Origin of the sequence: uncultured Sneathiella sp. (assembly GCF_963976355.1) — a bacterium.
GTDB lineage: Bacteria > Pseudomonadota > Alphaproteobacteria > Sneathiellales > Sneathiellaceae > Sneathiella.
This window is the reverse complement of the sequence record NZ_CAXBKA010000003.1, coordinates 599,032-625,017: the sequence shown is the minus strand read 5'-3', so window position 1 is coordinate 625,017 and position 25,986 is coordinate 599,032. Positions and strand designations below refer to the sequence as shown.

Here is a 25,986-nt window from a genome sequence, read left to right as displayed (position 1 = left end):
CGTGAAGGCGGACGTACCGTCGGCGCCGGCGTCGTATCCTCCGTAACCGAATAAGTTAATTCTGGCAGCCCTCCGGGGCTGCCTTGTTTCTCTTCTGGAGTGACCAGAGTAATGGAAAACCAAAATATCCGCATCCGCCTGAAAGCGTATGATCATCGCGTTCTCGATGCCTCGACAGGTGAAATTGTTAATACGGCCAAGCGCACTGGCGCCCAGGTTCGTGGTCCAATTCCGCTGCCGACGCATATTGATAAATATACGGTCCTCCGCGGCCCGCATATTGACAAGAAGTCAAGGGAACAGTTCGAAATCCGGACCCACAAGCGGCTTCTGGATATCGTGGAACCGACGCCGCAGACGGTGGACGCGCTCATGAAACTGGACCTCGCCGCAGGCGTCGATGTGTCCATCAAGTTGTTGGGGTGATCGAAATGCGTAGTGGATTGATCGCAAAGAAACTGGGGATGACCCGGGTTTTCGCGGAAGACGGAACCCATATTCCGGTTACCGTCCTGTCCGTTGACAACTGTCAGGTTGTCGCGCACCGGACCGCGGACCATCATGGATACAACGCCATGCAGCTTGGTGTGGGTAAGGCCAAAGTCAAGAATGTGACCAAGGCAATGCGCGGCCACTTTGCAAAGGCTGAAGTTGAGCCGAAAATGAAGCTGGCCGAATTCCGGGTTCAGGATGACGCATTCGTTGACGTTGGCGCGGAACTGACGGCAGATCACTTCGTGACCGACCAGTTCGTCGACGTTGTTGGAACGAGCATTGGTAAAGGTTTTGCCGGTGCGATGAAGCGGCATAACTTCGGCGGCATGCGGGCCTCTCATGGTGTGTCGGTTTCGCACCGCGCGCATGGTTCCACGGGTCAGTGTCAGGATCCGGGCAAGGTCTTTAAAGGCAAGAAGATGGCCGGTCACATGGGTGCGGCGCGGGTAACGACACAGAATTTGAAAGTCGTTTCAACGGACAAGGATCGCGGGCTTGTGCTTCTGCGAGGTGCGGTACCGGGCTCCAAGGGGTCTTGGGTGTTTATCGCCGATGCGATCAAAAAGGCGCGTCCTGATAATGCGCCATATCCGGCCGCATTCGTTGCAAAGGGCGGTTCCGAGGCTCCGGCCGAGGATGTTGCGGCGGATACCCCTGTCGAAGAAACCTCTGCTGCCGATACGGCAACGGAAGAGTAAAGGACGGTTGAAATGAAGGTAAATGTAATCAACCTCGACAACAAGAAGGCCGGCGATATCGAGCTTGCCGATGAGGTTTTCGGCCTGTCACCGCGCGCAGATCTGCTGCAGCGCATGGTGCGGTACCAATTGGCGGCACGCCGGGCCGGCACGCACAAGATAAAGGGCGTTGCCGAAGTTTCCGGCACTGGCCAGAAGCCGTTCAAGCAGAAGGGTACGGGGCGCGCCCGTCAGGGTCAGAAGCGGGCTCCGCATCAGCGGGGCGGCGGTGTCGCTCATGGTCCGGTTCTGCGCAGTCATGCACATGATCTGCCGAAAAAGGTCCGGAAGCTGGCGCTGAAAACGGCGTTGTCCACAAAGCAGGCTGAAGGCAAGCTGATCATTATCGATGAGCTGAAAGCCAAGGACGTGAAAACCAAGGTCATGGCCGACAAGTTCAAAGCCCTCGGCTGGGCATCTACCTTGATTGTTGATGGCGACGAGATGGAGAAGAATTTTGCCCTCTCCACCCGTAACCTGCCAATGGTGGACTTGCTGACGTCAAATGGCGCCAACGTATATGACATTCTTCGCCGCGACGTGCTCGTTCTGACGAAAAGCGCCGTGGAAAGCCTGGAGGCACGACTGAAATGAACCAGGAAAATTTATACGATATCCTGCTGGGCCCGGTAGTAACCGAAAAGTCCACGATGGGATCAGAGTTCAACCAGGTGACATTCCGTGTCGCTCTGGATGCGACGAAACCTCAGATCAAGCAGGCAGTTGAAAAGCTGTTTGATGTCAAGGTCATGAGCGTGAACACCAACCGTACCAAAGGGAAGGTCAAGCGTTTCCGTGGCCATATTGGCAAGCGATCTGATTACAAGAAGGCTGTTGTGACCCTTGCTGAGGGACAGGCCATCGATGTGACGGCGGGGATTTAAACTATGGCGTTGAAGAATTATAAACCGACAACTCCTGCGCAGCGTGGACTGATCCTTGTGGATCGTTCCGACCTGCATAAGGGCAAGCCGGTCAAGGCCCTGACGGAAGGGTTGTCCGGAAATGGCGGTCGCAATAACTATGGCCGGATCACCGCGCGCCGTCGTGGTGGCGGACACAAGCGGACCTACCGGGTTGTAGATTTCAAACGACGGAAGTTTGACGTTTCTGCAACCGTGGAACGGCTGGAATATGATCCGAACCGGTCTGCGTTTATCGCGCTTATCCGGTATGAAGATGGTGAGCTGTCCTATATTCTGGCGCCACAGCGGATTTCTGCAGGCGACAAGGTTGTCGCAGGCACCAATGTCGACATCAAGCCGGGTAATGCGATGCCGCTGAAGAACATGCCGGTCGGAACCATCGTCCACAATGTGGAGATGAAACCGGGCAAGGGTGGTCAGATGGCCCGCGCAGCCGGAACCTATGTTCAGCTGATCGGCAAGGACGCCGGTTATGCACAGCTTCGTCTCGCCTCCGGCGAGCAGCGGGTTGTGCCGGCGGAATGCATGGCAACGGTCGGTGCCGTTTCCAACCCGGACCAGAAGAACACCAAGCTGGCAAAGGCCGGTCGGTCTCGCTGGCTCGGCAAACGTCCATCGGTACGTGGTGTCGCCATGAACCCGGTCGACCATCCGCATGGTGGTGGTGAAGGCCGGACATCAGGTGGCCGCCATCCGGTATCTCCTTGGGGTGTACCGACCAAGGGCAAGCGGACTCGGTCAAACAAGTCCACGGATAAAATGATCATGCGGCGCCGTCCGCTCAAGCGGAAGAAGTAGGAGCGCATTATGTCACGTTCTGTATGGAAAGGTCCTTTTGTTGACGGGTATCTGCTTAAGAAAGCGGAAACCGCGCGTGAGGGCGGCAGAAAGCAAATTATCAAGACCTGGTCCCGCCGGTCGACAATCCTCCCGCAGTTCGTGGGGTTGACTTTTGGTGTCTATAACGGCCAGAAGTTCGTTCCCGTCCTCGTGGATGAAGACATGGTGGGTCATAAATTCGGGGAGTTTTCTCCCTCGCGGACATATTACGGCCATGCGGCTGATAAAAAGGCTCGGAGAAACTAGACATGGGTAAACAGTCTCTCAAACGGCAGTTACAGGATACGGAAGCGCAGGCCGTTGGAAACCGTATTCGCGTCAGCCCGCAGAAATTGAACCTGGTAGCAGGCCTCATCCGCGGTAAATCAGCGCAAGCGGCCTTGCATGAGCTGACCTTTTCTAAGCGCGGCATCGCACCGGAAGTCAGAAAGGTTCTGCAGTCGGCGATTGCGAATGCGGAAAACAACCATCAGCTCGATGTCGATCAGCTGTATGTGTCCGAAGCCCATGTCGGCAAGTCGCTGGTCATGAAGCGCATGCGTCCACGCGGACGGGGGCGGGCAAGCCCGATCCTGAAACCTTTCAGCAACATCACGATTGTCGTTCGTGAGCGCGAGGAGCAAGAATAATGGGTCAAAAAGTCAATCCAATTGGCCTCAGGGTCGGCATCAACCGGACATGGGATTCCCGTTGGTACGCAAAAGACGATTACGCCAAGCTTCTGCATGAAGATGTTCGCATTCGCGAATATCTCGAAAAGCAGCTGGAGCAGGCGGGCATCAGCAAGATCGTTATCGAGCGTCCGGCGAAGAAGGCCCGTGTGACGATTTATTCGGCGCGTCCGGGTGTGATCATCGGCAAGAAGGGTGCGGATATCGAAAAGCTGCGCGCTGCCATCGCCAAGATGACGAACTCCGAAGTGCATTTGAACATCGTCGAAGTCCGCAAGCCGGAAATCGATGCGAAGCTGGTCGCAGAAAATATCGCGCAGCAGCTGGCACGGCGTGTTTCCTATCGCCGGGCGATGAAGCGGGCGGTTCAGTCGGCCCTGCGTCTCGGCGCGGAAGGTATCCGGATCAATTGTGCCGGCCGTTTGGGCGGCGCAGAAATTGCGCGGACGGAATGGTATCGCGAAGGCCGGGTGCCACTGCACACGCTGCGTGCCAACATCGATTACGGGACGGCTTCGTCTCTGACCACATATGGGATTATCGGGGTCAAGGTCTGGATCTACAAGGGCGAGATTCTGGAACATGATCCGATGGCCCAGGACAAACTTGCAGAAAAACAACAGGCTGGTGGCCGTCCTTCGGGTCGTCCCGGCGCCCGTCGGAATTAAGTAAAGGGGTGAGCTCATGCTTCAACCGAAGCGCACAAAATTTCGTAAAGCGCATAAAGGGCGCTTGAAGGGAACAGCAACTTCAGGTACAACGCTGAACTTCGGCGCTTATGGCCTGAAAGCTGTTGAGCCCGGGCGTATTACTGCACGGCAGATCGAGGCGACCCGGCGTGCAGTAACCCGCCATATCAAACGTGCTGGACGTGTCTGGATTCGGATATTCCCGGATGTTCCTGTGTCTAAAAAACCTACCGAAGTTCGGATGGGTAAGGGCAAGGGATCGCCGGAATATTGGATGGTGCGTGTTCAGCCTGGAAAAATTATGTTCGAACTTGACGGTGTTCCGGCCGAAATTGCCCGTGAGGCATTCGAGCGGGGAGCGGCAAAATTGCCGATCAAAACCCGTTTTGTTACCCGTCTTGGTGAAGGGAATTGATCATGAAAGCGCAGGATTTACTGGGCAAAACGGCGGACGAGCTGAAAACGGAACTGCTGCAGCTTAAGAAGGAGCAGTTTAATTTGCGGTTTCAGAAAGCCAGTGGCCAATTGGAAAATACGGCGCGCCAACGCCAGGTGCGTCGTGATATCGCGCGCATCAAAACGGTGATGTCAGCCAGCGCTGCGTCTTAGGAGAGAGAACGATGCCAAAGCGTATCCTGCAAGGAACAGTTGTCAGCGACAAGAATAACCAGACTGTCGTTGTCAAAGTCGATCGTCAAGTGATGCATCGGCTGTACAAGAAATACATCGGCCAGTCTAAAAAGTACCACGCCCATGACGAGAAAAATCAGTTCAAGGAAGGCGACACCGTCCGCATTCAGGAATGTGCGCCACGCTCCAAACTGAAACGTTGGGAAGTGCTTTATACCGGTTAAGTAAACAGTGTTGATACCAAACGAAGGTAAACGACTATGATTCAGATGCAAACCAACCTGGATGTCGCCGACAACTCAGGCGCGAGGCAGGTGCAGTGCATTAAAGTTTTGGGTGGGTCCAAACGGAAAACCGCTTCTGTCGGAGACGTTATTGTTGTCTCCGTGAAGGAAGCCATTCCGCGCGGCCGCGTCAAAAAAGGTGATGTCCAGCGGGCTGTCATCGTGCGCACAAAGAAGGAAATCCGTCGCGCTGACGGCACGGCGATCCGCTTCGATTCAAACGCAGCCGTGTTGATTAACAAGCAGGGCGAGCCTGTCGGAACGCGTATTTTCGGCCCCGTCACACGCGAGCTGCGGAGCAAGAACTACATGAAGATCATTTCGCTCGCGCCGGAGGTCCTGTAATGGCTGAAAAATTCGCAGTGAAAAAAGGCGACAAGGTCGTCGTGCTCACGGGCAAGGACAAGGGTCGCAGCGGCGAGGTGCTGAGCGTTCTGCGCAAGGACCGTCGCGTGCTCGTTTCCGGTATCAATATGGTGAAACGCCATACGAAGCAGAGCCAGACGGAACAGGGCGGCATCGTCGAAAAGGAAGCGGCGATCCATATTTCGAATGTTGCGTTGCAGGATCCGAAGGATGGCAAGGCAACCCGTGTTGGCTACAAGAATCTAGATGACGGCCGGAAGGTGCGCTTTGCCAAGCGTTCCGGCGAAGTCATTGACATTTAGAGGGCAGATCGATGACGACGCCAAGACTTAAAACGCTATATAATGACGAGCTGCGCAAGCGGCTTCAGGACAAATTCTCCTACGCTAACGTGATGCAGGTTCCGAAATTGGAAAAAATTGTCATCAACGTCGGTTGCGGAGAAGCAGTCGCCGATTCAAAGAAAATCAAATCGGTTGAAAGCGAGCTTGCGAAGATTTCCGGCCAGAAGCCGGTTGTCACGATAGCCAAGAAGTCGGTTGCTACCTTCAAACTGCGTGAAGGCATGCCGATTGGGGCAAAAGTGACGCTGCGCAAGAACCAGATGTATGAGTTTCTGGACCGATTGATCAATATTGCGCTGCCGCGCGTGCGGGACTTCCGCGGTGTGTCCGCCAAGAGCTTTGACGGTCGTGGTAACTATGCCATGGGCCTGAAAGAGCAAATCGTCTTCCCGGAAATCCATTACGATGATGTAACGGATGTACGGGGAATGGATATCGTGATCTGCACGACTGCGGAAACTGACGAGGAAGCGCGTGAGCTTCTGAGTGGTTTCAGCATGCCGTTTCGGATCAATTGATCCAAGGAGTGAAAAAGAATGGCTAAGAAAAGTGCTATTGAGAAAAACGAGAAGCGCCGTCGGATGGTTGCAAAATATGCAGCCAAGCGCGCGGAGCTGAAGGCGATCAGCCGTAATGAGGAGCTGCCGCAGGAAGAGCGGTTCGCCGCCCGTCTGGCATTGGCGTCGTTGCCGCGGAATTCGTCGAAGACCCGCATTCGCAACCGTTGCGAACTGACCGGTCGTCCGCGCGGCGTTTACCGTAAGTTGAAGCTATCCCGTATCGGCCTGCGCGACATGGCGTCCAATGGTCAGATTCCGGGCATGGTCAAGTCAAGCTGGTAGGGAGATACAGGAATGTCTTTAAGTGATCCTATCGGCGATATGCTGACCCGTATTCGTAACGGTCAGCGGGCCATGAAAAGCTCGGTTACAAGCCCGTCTTCAAAGCTGCGCCTGAGTGTATTGGAAGCTCTGAAGCGTGAAGGCTTTATCCGTGGATATGATGTCTCGGAGCCCGAAAAGGGAAAGCCGGAGGTCAGCATCGAGCTGAAATACTATCAGGGCAAGGGCGTGATTGAGCATATCAGCCGGGTGTCCAAGCCGGGCCGTCGTGTCTATAAGGGCGTGAAGGACCTGCCAACCATTCGTAATGGACTGGGCGTTGCCATTCTTTCCACACCGAACGGCGTTTTGTCGGACAACGAGGCGCGTGAAGCCCATGTCGGCGGCGAAGTGCTTTGTAAATTGTACTAGGAGGTATTATGTCTCGAATTGGAAAACATCCGGTGACAATTCCCTCCGGTGTAGATGTACAGCTTTCCGGCAGCGACGTAACCGTCAAAGGTAGCAAGGGCGTGATGAGCATGACCTTCGTTGATGACGTTGTCGTTGACCGTGAAGATGACAAGATCTGGGTCAAGCCACGGACCAACAGTATGCGCGGCCGTCAGATGTGGGGTATGCAGCGGACGTTGCTGAGCAACCTTGTCGAAGGCGTTTCCGACGGATTTACAAAATCCTTGGAAATTGTCGGCGTTGGTTATCGTGCGGCGGTGCAGGGAAAAACTCTCAAGCTGAACCTCGGTTTCAGCCATGATGTGGATTTTCCGATCCCCGAAGGCATTGATATTAAATGCCCACAACCGACGGTGATCGAGATTTCTGGAGCTGACAAACAGCAGGTTGGCCAGGTTGCAGCGGTTATCCGGTCTTACCGGAAACCAGAGCCTTACAAGGGCAAGGGTGTCAAATATGCGGGTGAATATATCTTCCGCAAAGAAGGCAAGAAGAAGTAGGAACCGACAATGGCAAACTCAAAAGAATTGTTCGACCGCCGTCGGCGGAGAAATCGGACCCAGCTTCGTAAGGTGTCTTCAGGCCGTCCTCGGCTTTCCGTGCACCGGACGCTTCAGCAGATCTATGTCCAGGTCATTGACGACGCTCAGGGTAAGACCATCGCGTCTGCCTCCAGCCTTGAAAAAGACCTGCGCAGTAAGCTGAAAAGCGGTGGCAACAAAGAGGCCGCGGCAGAAATCGGAAAGCTTATTGCTGAACGGGCTATCAAGGCCGGTGTTAAAGAAGTCGCATTTGATCGCGGCGGGTATAAATTTCATGGCCGGGTCAAAGCCCTTGCCGATGCCGCCCGTGAGGGCGGCTTGTCCTTCTAGGGGAATTGTCAATGTTGAGACCTGATCAAAACGAGAAAGGCGATTCGGAATTCGTCGACAAGCTGGTATACATCAACCGTGTTGCCAAAGTTGTTAAAGGCGGTCGCCGGTTCGGTTTTGCGGCATTGGTTGTCGCAGGTGACCAGAAGGGCCGCGTCGGCTATGGCCATGGTAAAGCCCGTGAAGTGCCTGAAGCCATTCGCAAGGCAACGGAAGCCGCCAAGCGCAACATGGTCCGTGTGCCGCTTCGCGAAGGCCGGACACTGCATCATGACGTGCAAGCCCGTTTCGGCGCAGGGCGCGTTGTGCTTCGTGCGGCGCCTGCTGGTACCGGCATTATCGCCGGCGGGCCGATGCGTGCTGTTTTCGAAACCCTGGGCGTTCAGGATGTCGTGACGAAATCTATCGGCACCTCCAACCCGTATAACATGGTGAAGGCAACCTTCGAAGCCCTGAAGAGCATGAGCTCTCCGCGTATGGTCGCAGCAAAACGCGGCAAGAAGGTATCCGAGGTGATCGGTCGCCGCGGGGCCGAAGCAGGAAAGGAAAAGGTCGATGGCTAAAGCAACGATCAAAGTGACCCAGACGGGAAGCCCGATCGGCCGTCCGAAAAACCAGCGCGCGACGCTGGTTGGCCTGGGGCTGAACAAGATGCACCGGACGGTGGAGCTTGAAGACACTCCTGCCGTTCGCGGCATGATCGCCAAGGTAAATCATCTCGTGCAGGTTGACGACGCCAAGTAAGGCCACAGCCTGTCTGACTAAGGAATTTTGAACATGCGTTTAAATCAACTCGCCGACAACAAGGGCGCAACCAAGAACCGGATGCGTGTTGGCCGGGGCATCGGTTCCGGGAAAGGCAAAACCTCCGGAGCGGGCCAGAAGGGCCAGAAGTCACGTTCAGGTGTTGCCATCAAGGGATTTGAAGGCGGCCAGATGTCGATATACCGTCGTCTGCCAAAGCGTGGCTTTAAAAATATTTTCAGCAAGAATTTTGCTGTGGCCAATCTCGGCCGGGTTCAGGCCGCATTCGATGCCGGCAAGCTCGACCCGAAAGCCACAATCAATGCTGCAGCCCTGCAGGAAGCGGGCGTTGTCGGCAAGGTTGTTGACGGGGTTCGGTTGCTTGCAAAGGGCGAACTGAAAACCAAGGCAACCTTTGAAGTCGCCGGTGCCTCCAAAACAGCAATTGAAGCTGTTGAGAAGGTAGGCGGTAAAGTTACCCTTTTGGCTCAAAGCCCGGCAGCGAGCGAATAAAAATCGGCGGGAGCGGTAGACTACCGCGCCTTCGGGAGAAGTTTTAGATGGCGTCAGCAGCAGAGCAAATGGCTTCCACGATGAGTTTCGGTGCCTTTTCCAAGGCGACGGAACTCAAGAAGCGGTTATGGTTCACGCTCTTTGCCCTGATTGTTTACCGGATCGGGACATATATTCCGATCCCGGGCGTCGATCCAACAATTCTAGCTGACGTATTTGCGCAGAATTCCGGGGGTATCCTCGGAATGTTTGACGTTTTTGCGGGCGGCGCGCTCGGGCGGATGACGATTTTCGCCCTTAATATCATGCCCTATATTTCGGCATCGATTATCATGCAGCTGATGACCTCGATCTCGCCGCAGATGGCGCAGTTGAAGAAAGAGGGTGAGGCCGGGCGAAAGAAAATCAACCAGTATACCCGCTATGGCACGGTGCTGCTTGCGGCGTTGCAGGGATATGGTATCGCTGCCGGGATCGAGGGGTTGACCCTGTCGAACGGACAGTCAGCCGTGATCGATCCGGGCATGCAGTTCCGCCTGATCACGGTTATTACCTTGGTCAGCGGTACTGTTTTCCTGATGTGGCTGGGTGAGCAGATCACGGCGCGCGGTGTGGGTAACGGTATTTCATTGATCATCTTCTCTGGTATCGTCGCAGCCTTGCCGGGCGCACTGGTCGGAACGCTGGAACTGGGCCGGACGGGCGCTCTGTCGACTATTGTTATTCTGGTGCTTATGGTTATGGCCGTTGCCGTGATCGCCTTCATCGTCTTCATGGAGCGGGCACAGCGGCGAATATTGATTCAGTATCCCAAGCGACAGCGCGGCAACAAGACCTATGGAGGGCAGAACTCCCACTTGCCGTTGAAGCTGAATACGGCCGGTGTTATTCCGCCAATTTTTGCTTCGTCTTTGCTGCTGATGCCGACGACTGTGGCGAGCTTCAGCGCAGGTTCGGGTCCGGACTGGCTCAACAGCCTGACGGCGATGCTGGGCCATGGACAGCCGATCTATCTGATGCTGTATATCGCAGGAATCGTATTTTTCTGCTTCTTCTATACGGCGGTTGTCTTCAATCCGGACGATACGGCGGACAATCTGAAGAAGCATGGCGGCTTTGTGCCGGGTATTCGCCCTGGTAAGCGGACGTCGGAGTATCTGGACTATGTCCTGACCAGGTTGACGGTTGTCGGTGCGGCGTATCTGTCTCTGGTTTGTATCCTGCCGGAGATTCTTGTGTCCCAGTGGGCCGTGCCGTTTTACTTCGGGGGAACCTCGCTTCTGATCGTGGTCTCGGTGACGATGGATACCGTGGCGCAAATTCAAAGTCATCTTGTTGCCCATCAGTATGAAGGACTGATCAAGAAAACCAAGCTTGGGGGACGGCGTAAATGATCTTGATACTCTTGGGACCACCCGGTGCCGGTAAAGGAACGCAGGCACAACGACTGGAAAACAAGCATGGTCTGATTCAGCTCTCCACGGGGGACATGCTGCGCGCAGCGGTTGCCGCAGGTACGGAAATTGGAAAGAAGGCGAAGTCCGTAATGGAACGCGGGGATCTAGTCTCCGACGATATCATGACCGGGATTATTTCTGACCGCCTGGATGAGCCGGATTGTAAAAATGGCGTGATTCTCGATGGCTTTCCCCGCACAGAAGCGCAGGCAGAAGCCCTTGATGAAATGCTGGCGGCAAAAGGGCTCAAGCTTGATGCCGTAATTGAGATGAAAACCGACGATGATATACTGGTTGAGCGGATTACAGGGCGTTATACCTGTGCGAAATGTGGTACGGGATATCACGACAAGTTCCTGAAGCCCGCGGTTGAAGGCGTTTGTGACAAGTGCGGCGGTACCGAGTTTACCCGCCGGAATGACGACAATGCGGAAACCGTGATTTCCCGGCTTCAGGCCTATCACGAACAAACGGCTCCTCTGCTTCCCTATTACCGGAAGAAGGGAGTATTGAAGCAGGTGGACGGAATGGCCGGAATTGATGAAGTTACGGCCGAAATGGAAGCGGCATTACAGTCAATCTAAACGGTTGACTAGGTAAAACAAAATTATATAATCGCGCGCTTCGCAGAGGCGCTTGAGATAACCGGGTCAGGATGACCTGAATTGGATTTGAGGAGAGACTAGCGTGGCTCGTATTGCTGGTGTAAATATTCCGACGAATAAGCGGGTATTGATTGCACTGACCTATATTCATGGCATTGGCCCGGCAAAGGCCAAGGAAATCTGCGAGGCTGTGGGCCTTGCGCCGGAAATTCGCGTAAATGCGCTGAGCGATGCGGAAGTGGTGAAAATCCGCGAAACCATCGACGCTGACCATCTGGTCGAGGGTGATTTGCGCCGTCAGACATCAATGAATATCAAGCGCCTGATGGACCTTGGCTGCTATCGCGGTCTGCGTCATCGCCGTGGTCTGCCGGTCCGCGGTCAACGTACACATACCAACGCCCGCACCCGCAAAGGTCCGGCTAAAGCTATCGCTGGGAAGAAGAAGTAATATGGCACGTGAAAAGACACGCGTTCGCCGTCGCGAGCGGAAAAACATTATTTCAGGCGTCGCGCATGTAAGTGCGTCCTTTAATAATACCAAGATCATGATCACCGATGCGCAGGGTAATGCGATTGCCTGGTCCTCAGCCGGTTCTCAGGGGTTCAAGGGGTCGCGTAAATCGACGCCGTTTGCTGCACAGATTGCAGCGGAAGATGCCGGTAAAAAGGCCATGGATCATGGCATGAAGACGCTGGAAGTTGAAGTCAAGGGTCCGGGCTCCGGGCGCGAATCGGCACTTCGGGCATTGCAGGCCGTTGGCTTCAATATTACGTCCATCCGCGACGTATCGCCAATACCGCACAATGGGTGCCGTCCGCCAAAACGCCGCCGCGTTTAACGGAACCATCCAATTCAATACGGGCTCTCGGGCCTGTGTTGTTGTTTATCAAGAAGTCGCAGGTCCATGGTGGGCCTGCAAAACTATGAGGTCAATACCGTGATTCAGCAAAACTGGAAAGACCTGATCCAGGCGAGCCTCTCCGTCGAGCCGGGTGAGCAGAGCGATCGGGAAGCCACGATTATTGCGGAGCCCTTGGAAAGAGGGTTCGGTTTGACGCTGGGGAACGCACTTCGCCGCGTTTTGCTGTCGAGCCTTCAGGGTGCCGCAATCACCTCCATTCAGATCGATAATGTTTTGCACGAATTCTCGTCGATTGCCGGTGTGCGCGAGGACGTAACTGATATCGTCCTTAATTTGAAAACACTGGCGATCCGTGCGCATTCCGATGGCCCGAAGCGCATGGTGCTGAAAGCCTCCGGTCCATGTGAAGTTACGGCAAGCATGATCGAAACCGGTCCGGACATCGAGATCATGGATCCCGACCTTGTGCTGATGACACTGGATGACGGCGCCTCCATTTCCATGGAGATGAATGTTGATACGGGCAAGGGATATGTCCCGGGCGTCAACAACCATCCGGAAGATGCGCCGATCGGGCTGATCCCGATGGACAGCCTTTACAGCCCCGTTCGCAAAGTCACCTACAAAGTGGAAGCGGCGCGTGAAGGTCAGGTTCTCGATTATGACAAGCTGACCCTCAAGGTGGAAACAAACGGGACGGTCTCTCCGGAAGATTCAGTCGCTTTTGCGGCACGTATCCTCCAAGAGCAGTTCCAGCTCTTCGTCAACTTTGACGAGCCCGAGGAAGTGGTCGTCAAGGAAGAAAGCCAGGAGCCGGAGTTCAACCGGAATCTCCTGCGCAAGGTGGATGAGCTTGAACTCTCTGTCCGCTCGGCAAACTGCCTGAAGAATGACAACATCGTTTACATCGGTGATCTCATTCAGAAGACCGAGGCGGAAATGCTTCGGACTCCGAACTTCGGGCGCAAAAGCCTGAACGAGATCAAGGAAGTTCTGGCACAGATGGGCCTGCATCTTGGCATGGAAGTGCCAAACTGGCCGCCAGAAAATATTGAAGACATGGCCAAACGGCTTGAAGAACCATTTTAGAACAGCCTCAATCGCTGTGGAGTAAGACAAATGCGGCATCGTAAATCTGGGCGTAAGCTCAACAGAACATCTGCACATCGCAAAGCGATGTTCGCCAATATGGCGGCATCCCTGATCAAGCATGAGCAAATTCAGACGACCCTGCCAAAGGCAAAGGAACTGCGGCCGATCGTGGAAAAGCTGATCACGTTGGGTAAACGCGGTGATCTGCATGCCCGTCGCCAGGCACTGTCCCAGCTGAATGAAAAGTCGGCAGTGGACAAGGTCTTCTCGACCCTGAGCGAACGCTATGCGGAACGCAACGGCGGCTATACCCGTGTGCTGAAAGCCGGTTTCCGCACAGGCGATGCGGCCCCTATGGGCGTGATCGAGCTGGTTGACCGCGATGTGGACGCCAAAGGTCAGGATTCCGGTCCTCTGCAGAACGAGGATGAGGATGAGCTGGAAGCTGAAGCCGTCGCATAACGGAGCGCGGTGCAAGAATTCAGAAAGGCAGTCCTCTGGGCTGCCTTTTTTTTTCGCGCTGCCTCCTTATGGCCTGACAGTCGCTTGAAAAAAGAGCTAATATGACCAATCTAAGAGGAGGGCAGGAGGGAAACTTCACGCCATTAGTTTTGAGATCATGAACAGGTATTTTCGTATACTAGCGGCCGGACTGGCTTTTTTGGCCGTCATCGCAGCGGGCGGTCCGGCACTTTCCAAGGATGTCGTGCCGAGCAGTCAGGCGCAGATCATGCTGTCTTTTGCACCGCTGGTGAAAAAGGCGGTGCCTGCGGTCGTCAATATTTTCACGAAAACGCGCATTACACAGACCCGCCCAAGCCTGTTTGACGATCCCTTTTTCAAGCGCTTTTTCGGAGGAAACTTCGGACCGCCCCAGCAACGCCAGAAAATCCAGAATTCACTGGGGTCCGGTGTCCTTGTGGATGGAGAGGGGATCATTGTCACCAATTATCACGTGGTGAGCGGTGCAGATGAAATCACGGTTGCCCTGTCCGATCGCCGCGAGTTTGATGCCCGGGTCATCGTATCGGATGAGCGTACGGACCTTGCGATCCTGAAAATTGACGTCGAGGGAGAACAGCTGCCGTATCTGGAATTTTCCGATTCCGACACGCTTGAGATCGGCGATCTCGTCATTGCCATCGGTAATCCTTTCGGTGTCGGGCAGACGGTCACCAGCGGCATTATTTCCGCGCTTGATCGGAATGCCGGGGTGAGTAACGATATTCAGTCCTTCATCCAGACTGACGCGGCGATTAACCCGGGAAATTCCGGTGGTGCGCTCCTGACCATGGACGGGAAGATTGCCGGTATCAATTCCGCTATCTTCAGTAAAAGCGGCGGCTCGCTTGGCATCGGTTTTGCCATACCGGCAAATCTTGTAAAGGCCGTTCTCACAAACGGGCTTGCAACAGGCAAGGTTGTGCGGCCCTGGCTCGGCGCGGCGGGACAGGAAATCACCGGGGATGTCGCGGACGGCCTCGGGCTGGAAAAGCCCGGCGGCGTTCTGATCAACAAGATTCATCCCTACGGCGCGGCGCAGAAGGCGGGCTTGCGCGTCGGGGATGTGGTGGTCTCCATCGATGATAAGGAGATCCTCGGCCCCGATACCCTGATCTACCGGATTGCGTCAGGCGTGATTGGTAAAACGGCGCGGCTTGGCGTTTATCGCGACGGAGAATTCATGCCGCTCGATATGGGTCTTGAACCGGCGCCGGAAACACCCCCGCGTGCCATCGAGACTCTGACCGGTCGTCATCCTCTTTCCGGGGCGATCGTTGGCAATTTATCTCCCGCCTTCGCGTTGGAGCTAGGTATGCCGGCATTTGCGGATGGTGTCGTTGTGACCGAGGTGGTAAAAGGCAGCGTGGCAGAGCGGTATGGATTGCGGTCGCGTGATATCCTGTTTCGGGTGAACGGGGCGAAAATCATCGATATCGCGCAGGCAAAAGCGGCGCTGCAGGAAGCGGGAGGGCGCTGGCAGATCAGCATTCGGCGCAACGGTAGGACACTCTCCTTCAAAGTCAATTTATGACAACGCTGTTCGAAGCCACCGGATCGGGCGATGAGGTGAACAGACCGCTGGCCGACCGGTTGCGCCCGTCGCGCCTGGATGAGGTGGTTGGACAGGATCATCTTCTGGACGCAGGGGCGCCGCTCAGGCGGATGCTGGATGCAGGCTGGCTCGCCTCGATCATCTTCTGGGGCCCGCCGGGATCGGGCAAGACGACCATCGCCCGCCTGCTCGCCAAGGAAGTGGAGATGCATTTCGAGCAGATTTCCGCTGTCTTCTCAGGCGTTGCCGATCTGCGCAAGGCGTTTGACGCCGCGAAGATGCGGCGGCAGGACGGCAAGAAAACACTCCTGTTTGTCGATGAAATCCATCGCTTCAACCGCTCGCAGCAGGACGGATTTCTACCCTATGTCGAGGATGGCACCATTACGCTGGTCGGGGCGACGACGGAAAATCCCTCTTTTGAATTGAACGGGGCGCTGCTCTCCCGCTGTCAGGTTCTTGTGCTCAACCGCCATGATGAAACCTCCCTGCGGGTGCTGATGGATCGGGCGGCGAAGCTGGAGGGGCGGGATGTGCCGCTCACGGAAGAGGCGAAGACCACCCTTGTTCAGCTTGCCGACGGGGACGGGCGGTTTTTTCTGAATATGATGGAAGCCGTCTTCCATTCGGGCGAGGGAACACTCGATGTCGAGGGGCTGTCGAAGGTCATTTCAAAACGCGCGCCTGCCTATGACAAGGACCGGGACGGTCATTACAATCTGATCAGCGCCCTGCATAAATCCATGCGCGGGTCGGACGTGGATGCGGCGCTGTACTGGTTTTCCCGTATGATGGACGGAGGGGAGGACCCGTTGTACATTGCCCGCCGCCTTGTTCGTTTCGCGGTGGAAGATATCGGCATGGCGGATCCGAATGCGCTGGTGCAGGCCAATGCCGCCAAGGACGCCTATCAGTTTCTGGGCTCTCCGGAAGGCGATCTCGCGATTGCCCAGTCGGTCATCTATCTTGCAACAGCGCCAAAGTCCAATGCGGCCTACCGTGCTTTCAGCGGATCGAAATCGGCGGCCCGGAAGCATGGATCGCATATGCCGCCAAAGCATATCCTGAATGCGCCGACGGGCATGATGAAGGATATGGGCTATGGCAATGACTATGCCTATGATCACAATGCGGAAGACGGATTTTCAGGACAGAACTATTTTCCCGATGCAATGAAGCGCGAGCAGTATTATTCTCCGGTAGAACGTGGGTTCGAGCGTGATATCAGGAAGCGTCTGGAATACTGGGCGCGGCTGCGGGCGGAAAAGCAGGCCGGAAAGACGGAAAAATGAATATGTTTCTATCAGTGGCAATCGGCGGCGCATTGGGAGCCTGCGCACGCTATGGCGTGGCGCAAGTCATGCTACGGCAGCTTGGTCCGGGCTATCCCTACGGAACGCTGTTTGTGAATATTGTCGGTTCCTTCTTGATGGGGGTATTGATCGAGTTGATTGCGCTGCGCTGGTCGCCGTCGCCGGAGCTTCGGGTTCTGCTGGTAACGGGCTTCCTCGGGGGCTTTACGACCTTTTCCGCCTTCTCCCTCGATGTTGCCCTGATGGTCGAGAAAGGGGAGATGCTCTCTGCTGCGGGCTATATCCTGTTGTCGGTCATTCTGTCCATCGCCGGTTTGTTCGCCGGGTTGCATCTGATGCGGGCGGTGTTGACATGAGCCGGGTTCAACATCTCATCGTCAGCGAAGACGAAGCGGACCAGCGGCTGGACCGCTGGTTCAAGGCGCATTTTCCGGGCATGACCCATGGCCAGCTCGAAAAACACTTGCGCAAGGGCGATATCCGCGTTGACAAGAAGCGCTCCAAGGCGGGGGATCGTCTGGAAGCCGGGCAGACGGTCAGGGTGCCGCCTCTCTCCGATGATGTGCTGAGGCCGGCGCCGGCGGGCAACAGGAATATAACTACACCGCCAAAACTTTCCGATCAGGACGTCGCCGAAATTCGCGGGATGGTTCTGCATATGGATGACTCCGTTATCGTGCTGAACAAACCCGCCGGGTTGCCTGTGCAGGGAGGGAGCGGGCAAAGCCGTCATGTTGACGGATTGCTGGAAGGGTTGCGGTATAATTTTCCGGAGAAACCGAGACTGACGCATCGGCTGGACAAGGACACTTCCGGTGTCCTCGTACTCGGTCGCACGCGGCAGGCGGCAAAGCATCTCGCGGAAGCCTTCAAGCGGCGGACGACACGGAAGATATACTGGGCGCTGCTTGCGGGGGTGCCCAAGCCGAGGGAAGGGACGATAAGTTACAATCTCGCCAAGATCGTGACAGCAAACGGCGAAAAGGTCGTTGTGGATCGCGACGGCCAGAAAGCGGTGACGGATTACTCGGTCGTCGAGATGGCGGCACAGAAAGCATGCTGGGTCGCGTTCAAACCGCTGACCGGACGTACCCATCAACTTCGTGTCCATGCCGTTGCGCTAGGTACGCCGATTGTCGGGGACGGAAAGTATGGTGGGCCGGATGCCTTTCTTGACGGCGTGATCAGCAAGAAAATGCATCTACATGCGCGCGAGATTACGATTTCCCATCCGGACGGCGGCGATTTGACAGTATCGGCGCCGCTCGATCGCCATATGGTGGAGAGCTGGAAACTCTTTGGTTTTCAAGAAAATGACTATGAAGATCCGTTTCTCGATATCGAGTTCTGATCCAATGGGGCGGAAAAGCCGCTTTTGGCTTGACTAATGAAGTTGAATGGCTAGATTTTGATCCATGACAAATTCGAACCGGCTTTTGATTCTACGACTTATTGGCCCGGCACTCTGATTCCAGTGCCGGGGCGGATGCTGTCCTTTTTTCAAAATTGTCGGGTAAACGAATGTATGTAACGACGACCTCCGGGTCCTCCATTTCTAGAAAAATTAGCGGTTTATGGCAGGAAGAGCTTGTTGGCTCCTCCGGGGGGCTCTCTCGACTTCCTGGCGGTCGCTCGGGTATGCGTGGCGCCCCGCGACCGTATGTTGGCTGCATCAAACCGAAGATATAACGAAATAGAGGCGCGTAGCGCCCAGCAAGAGGTTAGAGGAATTCGAAATGACATTTATTCCCGGAGAAAAATACAAGGCTTTTGAGCCGATCAATTTACCGGACCGACAATGGCCGACGAAGGTTATCGAGAAGGCGCCGATCTGGTGCAGCGTGGACCTTCGGGACGGCAACCAGGCGCTGATCGAACCGATGGGGCATGAGCGCAAGTTGCGCATGTTCCGCCATTTGGTCGAACTGGGTTTCAAGGAGATCGAGGTCGGCTTTCCATCAGCGTCGCAGACGGATTTCGATTTTGTCCGCTTCCTGATCGAGGAAGGGGAGATTCCGGATGATGTTAAGATCCAGGTTTTAACGCAGGCGCGTGAAGAGTTGATCCGCAGGACGTATGAGAGCATTCGCGGTGCCAAGCAGGCCATTGTACACTTATATAACTCCACTTCCACATTGCAGCGCCGTGTCGTGTTTGACATGGACCGGGAGGGGATCAAGAAAATTGCCACCGACGGGGCGAAGCTGGTGCGTCAGCTCGCCGATGAAATGCCGGAAACCCATATTCAGATGGAATATTCTCCGGAAAGCTTTACCCAGACCGAGCTTGACTATGCCTGCGAAGTCTGTGCGGCGGTCATGGAAATCTGGAAGCCGACGGTTGAGAATAAGATCATTTTCAATCTGCCGGCGACGGTGGAAGTGGCAAGCGCCAATATCTATGCGGATCAGATTGAATGGATGCACCGTAATCTGCCCGAACGCGAGAAAATCATTCTGAGCCTGCATCCGCATAATGACCGGGGCACCGGCGTTGCCGCGGCGGAGTTCGGGATCATGGCTGGCGCGGACCGGGTGGAAGGCACCTTGTTCGGCAACGGGGAGCGCACCGGGAACGTCGATGTCGTGAATATCGCGATGAATATGTACACGCAAGGCGTCGACCCCAAGCTTGACTTCAGCGATATCAACGAGGTTGTCCGCACGGTTGAATATTGCAACCAGCTGCCGGTGCATCCACGCCATCCCTATGGCGGCGATCTGGTGTTCACGGCCTTCTCCGGCTCCCATCAGGATGCCATCAAAAAGGGCTTTGCCGCCATCAAGAAGGCGAACAGCGAACTCTGGGAAATTCCCTATCTGCCGATTGATCCTGCGGACCTTGGCCGTAACTATGACGCGGTTATCCGGGTCAACAGCCAGTCCGGCAAGGGCGGCGTCGCCTATCTGTTGGAGGAGGACTACGGGATCGAGTTGCCGCGCCTGCTGCAGGTAGAGTTCAGCAAGACCGTACAGGCGGTGACGGATGAGACAGGCAAGGAGCTTTCCTCGGCGACCATCTATGACATATTCGAAAAAGAGTATCTGAACGCGAATGGCGGTCTGGAGTTCGTGAACCACCAGACCACATCGGAGTCACCGGGGTCCGAGCGGCGGAAGCTGATTGCCACGGTTCGCGATGGTGGTCAGGAGAAAACTCTGGAAGGTGTCGGAACGGGTCCGATCGATGCCTATATGTCCGCCTTGACCAAGGCTTATGATATTGATCTCAAGGTCAATGACTACCGCGAGCATACGACCGGTTTCGGCTCCGATGCCGTGGCGATTGCCTATGTCGAAATGCGCGATGCGAAAGGGGAACCGATCTTTGGTGTCGGACGTCATGCGAATATCGTGACGGCCTCCCTCAAAGCCATTACGAGCGCGGTCAACCGCTCTAAAAGACAATAAAAAGCAGGGCTGGCGCCAATGTGTTGCCAGCCCTTTTTCTTTCTGTACGAGACAGCTTGTTTTACCGGATGATAATGGATGAAAAAGGCAAGGCCCGACATCCTCGTGGTTTTTGACTGCGACGGCACCCTGGTGGATAGCCAGCATAATGTGGTCGCCTGCATGCGCCTGGCATTTGAATCCCTGTCAATGCCGATCCCGGAGGAGTTGGCAATCCGCCGGACCATTGGGCTGAACCCGGAAATAGCGGTACGTCATCTCGCAGGGGTCGCCCTGGATGATATACAGCTCGAAAATATCGTGTCCGGATACAAGAACGCCTTTTTCCAGCGGCGCCTGCAGCCGGATCACCATGAACCGCTCTTTGCAGGCGTAAGGGAGACATTGTCTGAACTCGCGGCGCAACAGATATCGATGGCGGTGGCGACGGGCAAGTCGCTGCGCGGGCTGAATGCCGTTATCAATCAGCATGGCCTTCATGACTATTTTATCTCCTTGCAGACGCCGGACAACAATCCCGGGAAACCGCATCCGCAAATGCTGGAACGGGCGATGATGGAGGCGGGCACATTGCCGGAACGAACCTTTATGATCGGCGATACCAGTTTCGATATGATGCTGGCGAAAAATGCGGGCTGCCGCGGAATTGGTGTGACTTGGGGATATCATGACGCGGACGAGCTTTTGGAGAGCGGGGCAGAGCGGCTTATTGACCGGCCGGAAGAATTGCTGGACATAATCAGGACGAGCTGATGGATTGAGGAAGACTGCAAGTCAATCCTTGATTTTTTGTGAGTATCCGTTATAAGCCAAACGACTGTTTGGTTTAGCGTAGAATAAAGAACGGGAATGAAACGTTTCTACAAGACGGTGACAGCGGAGGAAGACGGCGGAGTTTACTCCGTTTGTCTCGATGGCCGGGTGATCAAGACACCCGCGAAGGCGCATCTGCGCCTGCCGACCCGTGCGCTGGCGGAAGCAATTGCCGGAGAGTGGAACGCCCAGAGCGACAAGATTGAACCGGCCAACATGCCCCTAATGCAGGCGGCGGCCACGGCGATTGATCGTGTCACCCCGCAGCGGGAAAAAGTGATTGATGAAATTGCGGCCTATGGCGGATCCGATATGGTCTGCTATCGGGCCTGCTATCCGGTCAGCCTTGTTGAAAAGCAGGCCGCAGCGTGGGATCCTATGTTGGCGTGGATAAAGAATCGGCATCAGGTTACCCTGCATGTCGCTGAGGGTATCATGCATATACAACAGCCCGGGGAATCGCTTGCGAAGCTGCGGGCGCTCGTCTCCGGTCAGCAGGATATGACGCTGGCGCCGCTTTACAATATAACAGCGCTGTGCGGATCGCTTGTCATTGCGCTGGCGGTGCTGGACGGCAGGATTACGGCAGAAGATGCCTTTGAGATCAGTGAAATTGATGAAACCCATGCAATGGAGCAATGGGGTTCGGATGCGGAGGCCGTGAAACGGCGAGAGAATAACAAGGAAAGCCTGGCGGCAAGCGCGCGCTTTCTGCAATTAAGCGGCATTATAGCCTGAGGAGGATACATGCAGGATATCATTCAGCAGCTCGAGGAAAAGCGTGCGAAGGCGCGTCTCGGCGGGGGACAGAAGCGTATTGATGCGCAACATGGCAAAGGCAAGCTGACGGCGCGGGAGCGGATCAGCCTGCTTCTCGACGAGGACTCGTTTGAAGAATGGGACATGTTCGTCGAGCATCGCTGTGCTGACTTCGGCATGCAGGATGAGACAGTGATCGGCGACGGTGTCGTCACCGGCCATGGCACAATCAATGGCAAGCTTGTCTTCGTTTTCAGCCAGGATTTCACAGTCTTCGGCGGATCGCTCTCCGAATATCATGCGAAGAAAATCTGCAAGATCATGGACAAGGCCGTTCAGGTCGGCGCACCGGTCATCGGGCTGAATGATTCCGGCGGCGCACGTATTCAGGAGGGCATCGACAGCCTTGCCGGTTATGCGGATGTGTTCCAGCGCAACGTGATGGCGTCCGGCGTTGTACCGCAAATCTCCGTGATCATGGGCCCTTGTGCGGGCGGGGCGGTTTACTCCCCGGCGATGACCGATTTTATCTTCATGGTTCGGGACAGCTCTTACATGTTTGTGACGGGCCCGGATGTGGTGAAGACCGTCACCAACGAAACTGTGACGGCTGAAGAGCTTGGCGGTGCGGGCACGCATACCAGTAAATCTTCTGTCGCCGATAACGCCTATGACAATGATGTCGAGGTGCTGACCGAGGTGCGACGCCTTGTCGATTTCCTGCCGTCCAGCAATCTAGAGCAGTCGCCGATCCGCAAGAGTTTCGACGATCCGGACCGCAAGGAAAAATCGCTCAACACGCTTGTCCCGGCAAATGCGAACAAACCCTATGACATGATGGAACTGGTGGAGAAGCTGGTTGATGAGGGCGATTTCTTCGAAATTCAGCCGAATTTCGCGAAGAACATCATTGCCGGCTTTGGCCGGATGGAAGGCCAGACAGTCGGCATCGTCGCCAACCAGCCAATGGTGCTCGCGGGCTGTCTTGACATCGACAGCTCCAAGAAGGCGGCGCGGTTCGTTCGCTTCTGCGACTGTTTCAATATTCCTATCGTTACCCTCGTCGATGTGCCCGGCTTCCTGCCCGGCACCTCCCAGGAATATGGCGGCATTATCAAGCACGGCGCGAAGCTCCTTTACGCCTATGCCGAGGCAACAGTGCCGAAAGTTACCATCATTACCCGCAAAGCCTATGGCGGCGCCTATGACGTGATGGCGTCCAAGCATCTGCGCGGTGACGTCAACTATGCATGGCCGTCTGCTGAGATCGCGGTCATGGGATCGAAAGGTGCGGTGGAGATCATTTTCCGTTCCGAGATTGGCGATGAGGAAAAAATCCAGAAACGCACCGATGAGTATCAGTCCCGTTTTGCCAACCCCTTTATCGCCGGGCATCGCGGGTTCATTGACGATGTCATTATGCCCAACAATACCCGTAACAGGGTGATCAAGTCGCTTCGTATGTTGCGGAACAAACATCTGGAAAATCCGTGGAAAAAACACGGCAATATTCCGCTTTAGGGTCGAAAGAAGAGGGAAGAAGAAATGTTTAAGAAGATCCTGATCGCCAATCGCGGGGAAATCGCCTGCCGGGTCATTCGCTCAGCACGCGCCATGGGTATCCAGACAGTCGCCGTATATTCAGATGCCGATGACGGCGCCGTGCATATGCAGATGGCGGATGAGGCCGTTCATATCGGCCCTGCTGTCGCAGCGGAGAGCTATCTCGTCATCGAGAAGATCATTGACGCCTGCAAGAAAACCGGCGCCGAGGCCGTTCATCCCGGCTATGGTTTTCTGTCCGAGAACCAGGCCTTTGCCGATGCCCTCGATGAGGCGGGGATTGCTTTCATCGGCCCGGGTAAAAAAGCTATTGCCTCTATGGGGGACAAGATCGCCTCCAAGAAACTCGCGCTTAATGCGGGGGTGAATACGGTACCGGGTCACATCGACCTGATCAAAGATGCTGATGATGCGGTAAAAATCTCCAAGGACATTGGATATCCGGTAATGATCAAGGCTTCCGCCGGGGGCGGGGGCAAGGGCATGCGCATTGCCCATAACGACGAGGAGGCCCGCGAGGGATTCCAGTCGGCAAAGAACGAAGCCATCAACAGCTTTGGCGACGACCGTATTTTTATCGAGAAATTCGTCGTCGATCCACGCCATATTGAAATTCAGGTTCTGGCGGACAAGCACGGGACCTGTCTCTATCTTGGTGAGCGCGAATGCTCCGTTCAGCGGCGTCACCAGAAGGTCATTGAGGAAGCGCCGAGCCCTTTCGTGGATGAGGAACTTCGAAAGGCCATGGGCGAGCAGGCGGTCGCGCTGGCGAAGGAAGTGGATTATCACTCCGCGGGCACGGTCGAATTCATTGTCGGCAGCGACAAGAGTTTCTATTTCCTGGAAATGAACACGCGTCTGCAGGTGGAGCATCCGGTGACGGAGCTGATCACCGGCATCGATCTGGTGGAACAGATGATCCGCGTTGCTTATGGCGAGAAACTTACGCTTACGCAAGAAGACATAAAGCTCACCGGCTGGGCGCTGGAAAGCCGTCTCTATGCCGAGGACCCCTATCGGGGCTTTTTGCCTTCCATTGGCCGCCTGAGCCGTTACAAGGTGCCAAAGGGCAAGAACGTTCGGGTCGACACGGGCGTCACTGAAGGATCCGAGATCACCATGTTCTATGATCCGATGATTGCCAAGCTGGTGACCTATGGCGCAACCCGGGACGAGGCCCTAGAGGAAATGGGCCGGGCCCTCGATGCATATGAAGTCAAGGGTATCGCCCATAACATCAATTTCCTGAATGCGGTTTGCCATCATCCAAGGTTCAGGGCCGGAAAGCTGACAACGGGCTTTATTGCCGAAGAATATCCGGAAGGCTTTCATGGTGCGCCGCTTGATGCGGAAACGCATGAAAAGCTGGTTGCCATTGCGGTTCTGGTGCATGCTCGCCATAGCAGCCGGTCCCTCTCCGATGTCATTGAGAAGACGTCCAAAAGCTGGGTGGTTGGACATGGCAAGGAATCCAGCACGGAAGTGTCAGCGGAAGATGCGAAAGCCGGTATAGACGTGTCCATCGGGGACCGGGTTTTTGCCGTTCGCAGCAAGTGGAAACCCGGCAAGCGCCGGATCAAGGCCAAGGTCAACGGGTTTGAAATGATCGCTCAGCTGGAGTTCTTCCGCGGTTCCATTCGCCTGACCCATGCGGGTGCGATGGTTGAGCTGGCGGTGCGCCGCCCCGAGGACGCCGCGCTTGCCGATTTGATGCCGGTCAAGGAGGCAGCGGACCTCTCCAAATTCCTGCTCTGCCCGATGCCGGGCATGGTCGTTGCCGTCAATGTCCAGGAAGGGGATGAGGTCAAGGCCGGTCAGCCGCTTGCCGTGGTCGAGGCGATGAAGATGGAAAATATTCTCCGGGCCGAACAGGATGCGGTGGTTTCCAAGGTCAACGCCGGGGCCGGGGATATTTTGGCAGTGGACGACGTTATCCTGGAATTCGAATAGGAGTAGGGGCGGCCTCCGATACCAGAGACCCGAGGTCGCCGTTTTCCAGAAAAACTTTCGTAAAGCTCGCCTTCAGTTCGACATCGAATTCCGCCATACTGACGGGAATCCCGAGATCGACGAGGGACGTTACGCCATGCTCTGCGATGCCGCAGGGCACAATCCCTTCGTAATGGCTGAGGTTGGGGTCGACATTGATGGAGATGCCGTGAAAGCTGACCCAGCGGCGCACACGGACGCCGATGGCGGCGATCTTGTCCTCGCGGAAGCCGCGATCGACCCAGACACCGACCCGGCCGTCGCGTTTCTCTCCCTTGATCTGATACTGGGCCAGAACATCGATCACCCAGTCTTCAAGGTCCTGCACAAATGCCCGGATATCCGCATTGCGCTTCTTTAGGTCCAGCATGACATAGGCAATGCGCTGCCCCGGTCCGTGATAGGTATACTGGCCGCCCCGCCCGGCCTTATGCACCGGAAAGCGGTCCGGATCCCGCAAATCGGACGAATCTGCGCTGGTCCCTGCCGTATAAAGCGGCGGATGCTCCAGCAGCCAGACCAGCTCCCTCGCGCTTCCGTCGTGAATCGCCGCCACGCGCTCTTCCATCTCGGCGAGGGCAAGCTCGTAAGCGACCGGTTCATCGGAGATTTTCCATTCAATCTCATGCATGACCGGGTTATAGCAGCTTTCCCTGA

General features: G+C 55.6%; 36 protein-coding genes and 1 pseudogene. 36 read left to right on the top strand and 1 reads right to left on the bottom strand.

Annotation, left to right across the window (positions count from 1 at the left end; translation table 11 throughout):
* Window positions 1–111 precede the first annotated feature (111 nt).
* From rpsJ to AAC599_RS10060, 36 genes and pseudogenes are all read left to right on the top strand, one after another.
* The gene (gene rpsJ / locus AAC599_RS10235; RefSeq protein ID WP_161315724.1) at window positions 112–426 is read left to right on the top strand and encodes a 30S ribosomal protein S10; all 315 of its coding nucleotides are present in this window, start codon (window positions 112–114) and stop codon (window positions 424–426) included.
* A 5-nt stretch (window positions 427–431) separates the two neighbouring features.
* Window positions 432–1,058 (top strand): annotated as a pseudogene (rplC, locus tag AAC599_RS10230) (50S ribosomal protein L3); the annotation flags it as partial.
* A gap of 147 nt (window positions 1,059–1,205) precedes the next feature.
* The gene (rplD, locus tag AAC599_RS10225) at window positions 1,206–1,826 is read left to right on the top strand and encodes a 50S ribosomal protein L4 (RefSeq protein ID WP_340150294.1); all 621 of its coding nucleotides are present in this window, start codon (window positions 1,206–1,208) and stop codon (window positions 1,824–1,826) included.
* Window positions 1,823–2,116, top strand: coding sequence for a 50S ribosomal protein L23 (locus AAC599_RS10220; RefSeq protein WP_293963526.1), 294 nt, complete (start codon window positions 1,823–1,825; stop codon window positions 2,114–2,116). The genes rplD and AAC599_RS10220 overlap by 4 nt, the downstream gene beginning before the upstream one ends.
* 3 nt (window positions 2,117–2,119) lie before the next feature.
* On the top strand, window positions 2,120–2,956 hold the full coding sequence (rplB, locus tag AAC599_RS10215; RefSeq protein WP_340150293.1) for a 50S ribosomal protein L2: 837 nt from the start codon (window positions 2,120–2,122) through the stop codon (window positions 2,954–2,956).
* 9 nt (window positions 2,957–2,965) lie between these two features.
* Complete coding sequence (gene rpsS / locus AAC599_RS10210) at window positions 2,966–3,244, top strand: 30S ribosomal protein S19 (RefSeq protein WP_340150292.1); 279 nt, start codon at window positions 2,966–2,968, stop codon at window positions 3,242–3,244.
* Window positions 3,245–3,246: 2 nt separating this feature from the next.
* Window positions 3,247–3,627, top strand: a complete 381-nt coding sequence (gene rplV / locus AAC599_RS10205; RefSeq protein WP_340150291.1) for a 50S ribosomal protein L22 — start codon at window positions 3,247–3,249, stop codon at window positions 3,625–3,627.
* Window positions 3,627–4,337, top strand: coding sequence for a 30S ribosomal protein S3 (rpsC, locus tag AAC599_RS10200; RefSeq protein WP_293963518.1), 711 nt, complete (start codon window positions 3,627–3,629; stop codon window positions 4,335–4,337). Before rplV ends, rpsC begins: the two co-directional genes overlap by 1 nt.
* A gap of 16 nt (window positions 4,338–4,353) precedes the next feature.
* Window positions 4,354–4,773 (top strand): 50S ribosomal protein L16, encoded by a 420-nt coding sequence (rplP, locus tag AAC599_RS10195; RefSeq protein ID WP_340150290.1) that lies wholly within the window; start codon window positions 4,354–4,356, stop codon window positions 4,771–4,773.
* A 2-nt stretch (window positions 4,774–4,775) separates the two neighbouring features.
* Window positions 4,776–4,967 (top strand): 50S ribosomal protein L29, encoded by a 192-nt coding sequence (gene rpmC, locus AAC599_RS10190; RefSeq protein ID WP_340150289.1) that lies wholly within the window; start codon window positions 4,776–4,778, stop codon window positions 4,965–4,967.
* An 11-nt stretch (window positions 4,968–4,978) separates the two neighbouring features.
* Complete coding sequence (rpsQ, locus tag AAC599_RS10185; protein WP_293963513.1) at window positions 4,979–5,212, top strand: 30S ribosomal protein S17; 234 nt, start codon at window positions 4,979–4,981, stop codon at window positions 5,210–5,212.
* A gap of 36 nt (window positions 5,213–5,248) precedes the next feature.
* Window positions 5,249–5,617, top strand: a complete 369-nt coding sequence (rplN, locus tag AAC599_RS10180) for a 50S ribosomal protein L14 (RefSeq protein WP_293963510.1) — start codon at window positions 5,249–5,251, stop codon at window positions 5,615–5,617.
* Entirely contained in the window at window positions 5,617–5,940 is a 324-nt protein-coding gene (gene rplX, locus AAC599_RS10175) for a 50S ribosomal protein L24 (RefSeq protein WP_340150288.1), read from the top strand. Before rplN ends, rplX begins: the two co-directional genes overlap by 1 nt.
* 11 nt (window positions 5,941–5,951) lie before the next feature.
* Window positions 5,952–6,500: a 50S ribosomal protein L5 gene (gene rplE / locus AAC599_RS10170; RefSeq protein ID WP_340150287.1), complete on the top strand. Its 549-nt coding sequence runs from the start codon at window positions 5,952–5,954 to the stop codon at window positions 6,498–6,500.
* An 18-nt stretch (window positions 6,501–6,518) separates the two neighbouring features.
* Window positions 6,519–6,824 (top strand): 30S ribosomal protein S14, encoded by a 306-nt coding sequence (gene rpsN, locus AAC599_RS10165; RefSeq protein WP_340150286.1) that lies wholly within the window; start codon window positions 6,519–6,521, stop codon window positions 6,822–6,824.
* Between the two features lie 12 nt (window positions 6,825–6,836).
* The gene (gene rpsH, locus AAC599_RS10160) at window positions 6,837–7,235 is read left to right on the top strand and encodes a 30S ribosomal protein S8 (RefSeq protein ID WP_340150285.1); all 399 of its coding nucleotides are present in this window, start codon (window positions 6,837–6,839) and stop codon (window positions 7,233–7,235) included.
* A gap of 8 nt (window positions 7,236–7,243) precedes the next feature.
* Window positions 7,244–7,777: a 50S ribosomal protein L6 gene (gene rplF / locus AAC599_RS10155; protein WP_340150284.1), complete on the top strand. Its 534-nt coding sequence runs from the start codon at window positions 7,244–7,246 to the stop codon at window positions 7,775–7,777.
* Window positions 7,778–7,786: 9 nt separating this feature from the next.
* A complete protein-coding gene (rplR, locus tag AAC599_RS10150) occupies window positions 7,787–8,149 on the top strand; it encodes a 50S ribosomal protein L18 (protein ID WP_340150283.1) in 363 nt (120 codons plus the stop codon).
* A gap of 11 nt (window positions 8,150–8,160) precedes the next feature.
* The gene (gene rpsE, locus AAC599_RS10145; protein ID WP_340150282.1) at window positions 8,161–8,712 is read left to right on the top strand and encodes a 30S ribosomal protein S5; all 552 of its coding nucleotides are present in this window, start codon (window positions 8,161–8,163) and stop codon (window positions 8,710–8,712) included.
* Window positions 8,705–8,893: a 50S ribosomal protein L30 gene (rpmD, locus tag AAC599_RS10140; protein WP_293963491.1), complete on the top strand. Its 189-nt coding sequence runs from the start codon at window positions 8,705–8,707 to the stop codon at window positions 8,891–8,893. The genes rpsE and rpmD overlap by 8 nt, the downstream gene beginning before the upstream one ends.
* Window positions 8,894–8,926: 33 nt before the next feature.
* Window positions 8,927–9,406, top strand: a complete 480-nt coding sequence (gene rplO, locus AAC599_RS10135) for a 50S ribosomal protein L15 (protein WP_340150281.1) — start codon at window positions 8,927–8,929, stop codon at window positions 9,404–9,406.
* A 68-nt stretch (window positions 9,407–9,474) separates the two neighbouring features.
* Window positions 9,475–10,800 (top strand): preprotein translocase subunit SecY, encoded by a 1,326-nt coding sequence (gene secY, locus AAC599_RS10130; RefSeq protein WP_340150300.1) that lies wholly within the window; start codon window positions 9,475–9,477, stop codon window positions 10,798–10,800.
* On the top strand, window positions 10,797–11,447 hold the full coding sequence (locus AAC599_RS10125; RefSeq protein ID WP_340150280.1) for an adenylate kinase: 651 nt from the start codon (window positions 10,797–10,799) through the stop codon (window positions 11,445–11,447). Before secY ends, AAC599_RS10125 begins: the two co-directional genes overlap by 4 nt.
* Before the next feature lie 103 nt (window positions 11,448–11,550).
* Entirely contained in the window at window positions 11,551–11,919 is a 369-nt protein-coding gene (rpsM, locus tag AAC599_RS10120; RefSeq protein WP_340150279.1) for a 30S ribosomal protein S13, read from the top strand.
* Window position 11,920: 1 nt separating this feature from the next.
* On the top strand, window positions 11,921–12,310 hold the full coding sequence (rpsK, locus tag AAC599_RS10115) for a 30S ribosomal protein S11 (protein ID WP_293963484.1): 390 nt from the start codon (window positions 11,921–11,923) through the stop codon (window positions 12,308–12,310).
* A gap of 66 nt (window positions 12,311–12,376) precedes the next feature.
* Complete coding sequence (locus AAC599_RS10110; RefSeq protein ID WP_340150278.1) at window positions 12,377–13,423, top strand: DNA-directed RNA polymerase subunit alpha; 1,047 nt, start codon at window positions 12,377–12,379, stop codon at window positions 13,421–13,423.
* A 30-nt stretch (window positions 13,424–13,453) separates the two neighbouring features.
* Window positions 13,454–13,888 (top strand): 50S ribosomal protein L17, encoded by a 435-nt coding sequence (rplQ, locus tag AAC599_RS10105; RefSeq protein ID WP_293963480.1) that lies wholly within the window; start codon window positions 13,454–13,456, stop codon window positions 13,886–13,888.
* A 199-nt stretch (window positions 13,889–14,087) separates the two neighbouring features.
* A complete protein-coding gene (locus AAC599_RS10100) occupies window positions 14,088–15,461 on the top strand; it encodes a Do family serine endopeptidase (RefSeq protein WP_340150277.1) in 1,374 nt (457 codons plus the stop codon).
* Window positions 15,458–16,774: a replication-associated recombination protein A gene (locus tag AAC599_RS10095; RefSeq protein WP_340150276.1), complete on the top strand. Its 1,317-nt coding sequence runs from the start codon at window positions 15,458–15,460 to the stop codon at window positions 16,772–16,774. The genes AAC599_RS10100 and AAC599_RS10095 overlap by 4 nt, the downstream gene beginning before the upstream one ends.
* Window positions 16,775–16,776: 2 nt before the next feature.
* On the top strand, window positions 16,777–17,151 hold the full coding sequence (gene crcB, locus AAC599_RS10090; protein ID WP_340150275.1) for a fluoride efflux transporter CrcB: 375 nt from the start codon (window positions 16,777–16,779) through the stop codon (window positions 17,149–17,151).
* Complete coding sequence (locus AAC599_RS10085; protein ID WP_340150274.1) at window positions 17,148–18,146, top strand: RluA family pseudouridine synthase; 999 nt, start codon at window positions 17,148–17,150, stop codon at window positions 18,144–18,146. The genes crcB and AAC599_RS10085 overlap by 4 nt, the downstream gene beginning before the upstream one ends.
* Window positions 18,147–18,531: 385 nt before the next feature.
* Window positions 18,532–20,205, top strand: a complete 1,674-nt coding sequence (leuA, locus tag AAC599_RS10080; RefSeq protein ID WP_340150273.1) for a 2-isopropylmalate synthase — start codon at window positions 18,532–18,534, stop codon at window positions 20,203–20,205.
* A gap of 78 nt (window positions 20,206–20,283) precedes the next feature.
* Window positions 20,284–20,958, top strand: coding sequence for an HAD-IA family hydrolase (locus AAC599_RS10075; protein ID WP_340150272.1), 675 nt, complete (start codon window positions 20,284–20,286; stop codon window positions 20,956–20,958).
* Window positions 20,959–21,054: 96 nt separating this feature from the next.
* Window positions 21,055–21,756: an ATP12 family protein gene (locus tag AAC599_RS10070; RefSeq protein WP_340150271.1), complete on the top strand. Its 702-nt coding sequence runs from the start codon at window positions 21,055–21,057 to the stop codon at window positions 21,754–21,756.
* Window positions 21,757–21,765: 9 nt separating this feature from the next.
* Window positions 21,766–23,298 (top strand): acyl-CoA carboxylase subunit beta, encoded by a 1,533-nt coding sequence (locus tag AAC599_RS10065; RefSeq protein ID WP_340150270.1) that lies wholly within the window; start codon window positions 21,766–21,768, stop codon window positions 23,296–23,298.
* 24 nt (window positions 23,299–23,322) lie between these two features.
* Window positions 23,323–25,290 carry an acetyl/propionyl/methylcrotonyl-CoA carboxylase subunit alpha gene (locus tag AAC599_RS10060; protein WP_340150269.1) on the top strand — a complete coding sequence of 656 codons (1,968 nt, stop codon included), beginning with the start codon at window positions 23,323–23,325 and terminating at the stop codon, window positions 25,288–25,290.
* Here AAC599_RS10060 and lipB read toward each other — a convergent pair.
* On the bottom strand, window positions 25,271–25,960 hold the full coding sequence (gene lipB, locus AAC599_RS10055) for a lipoyl(octanoyl) transferase LipB (RefSeq protein ID WP_340150268.1): 690 nt from the start codon (window positions 25,958–25,960) through the stop codon (window positions 25,271–25,273). The two genes, AAC599_RS10060 and lipB, sit on opposite strands and share 20 nt — an antisense overlap.
* Between the last annotated feature and the right edge of the window lie 26 nt (window positions 25,961–25,986).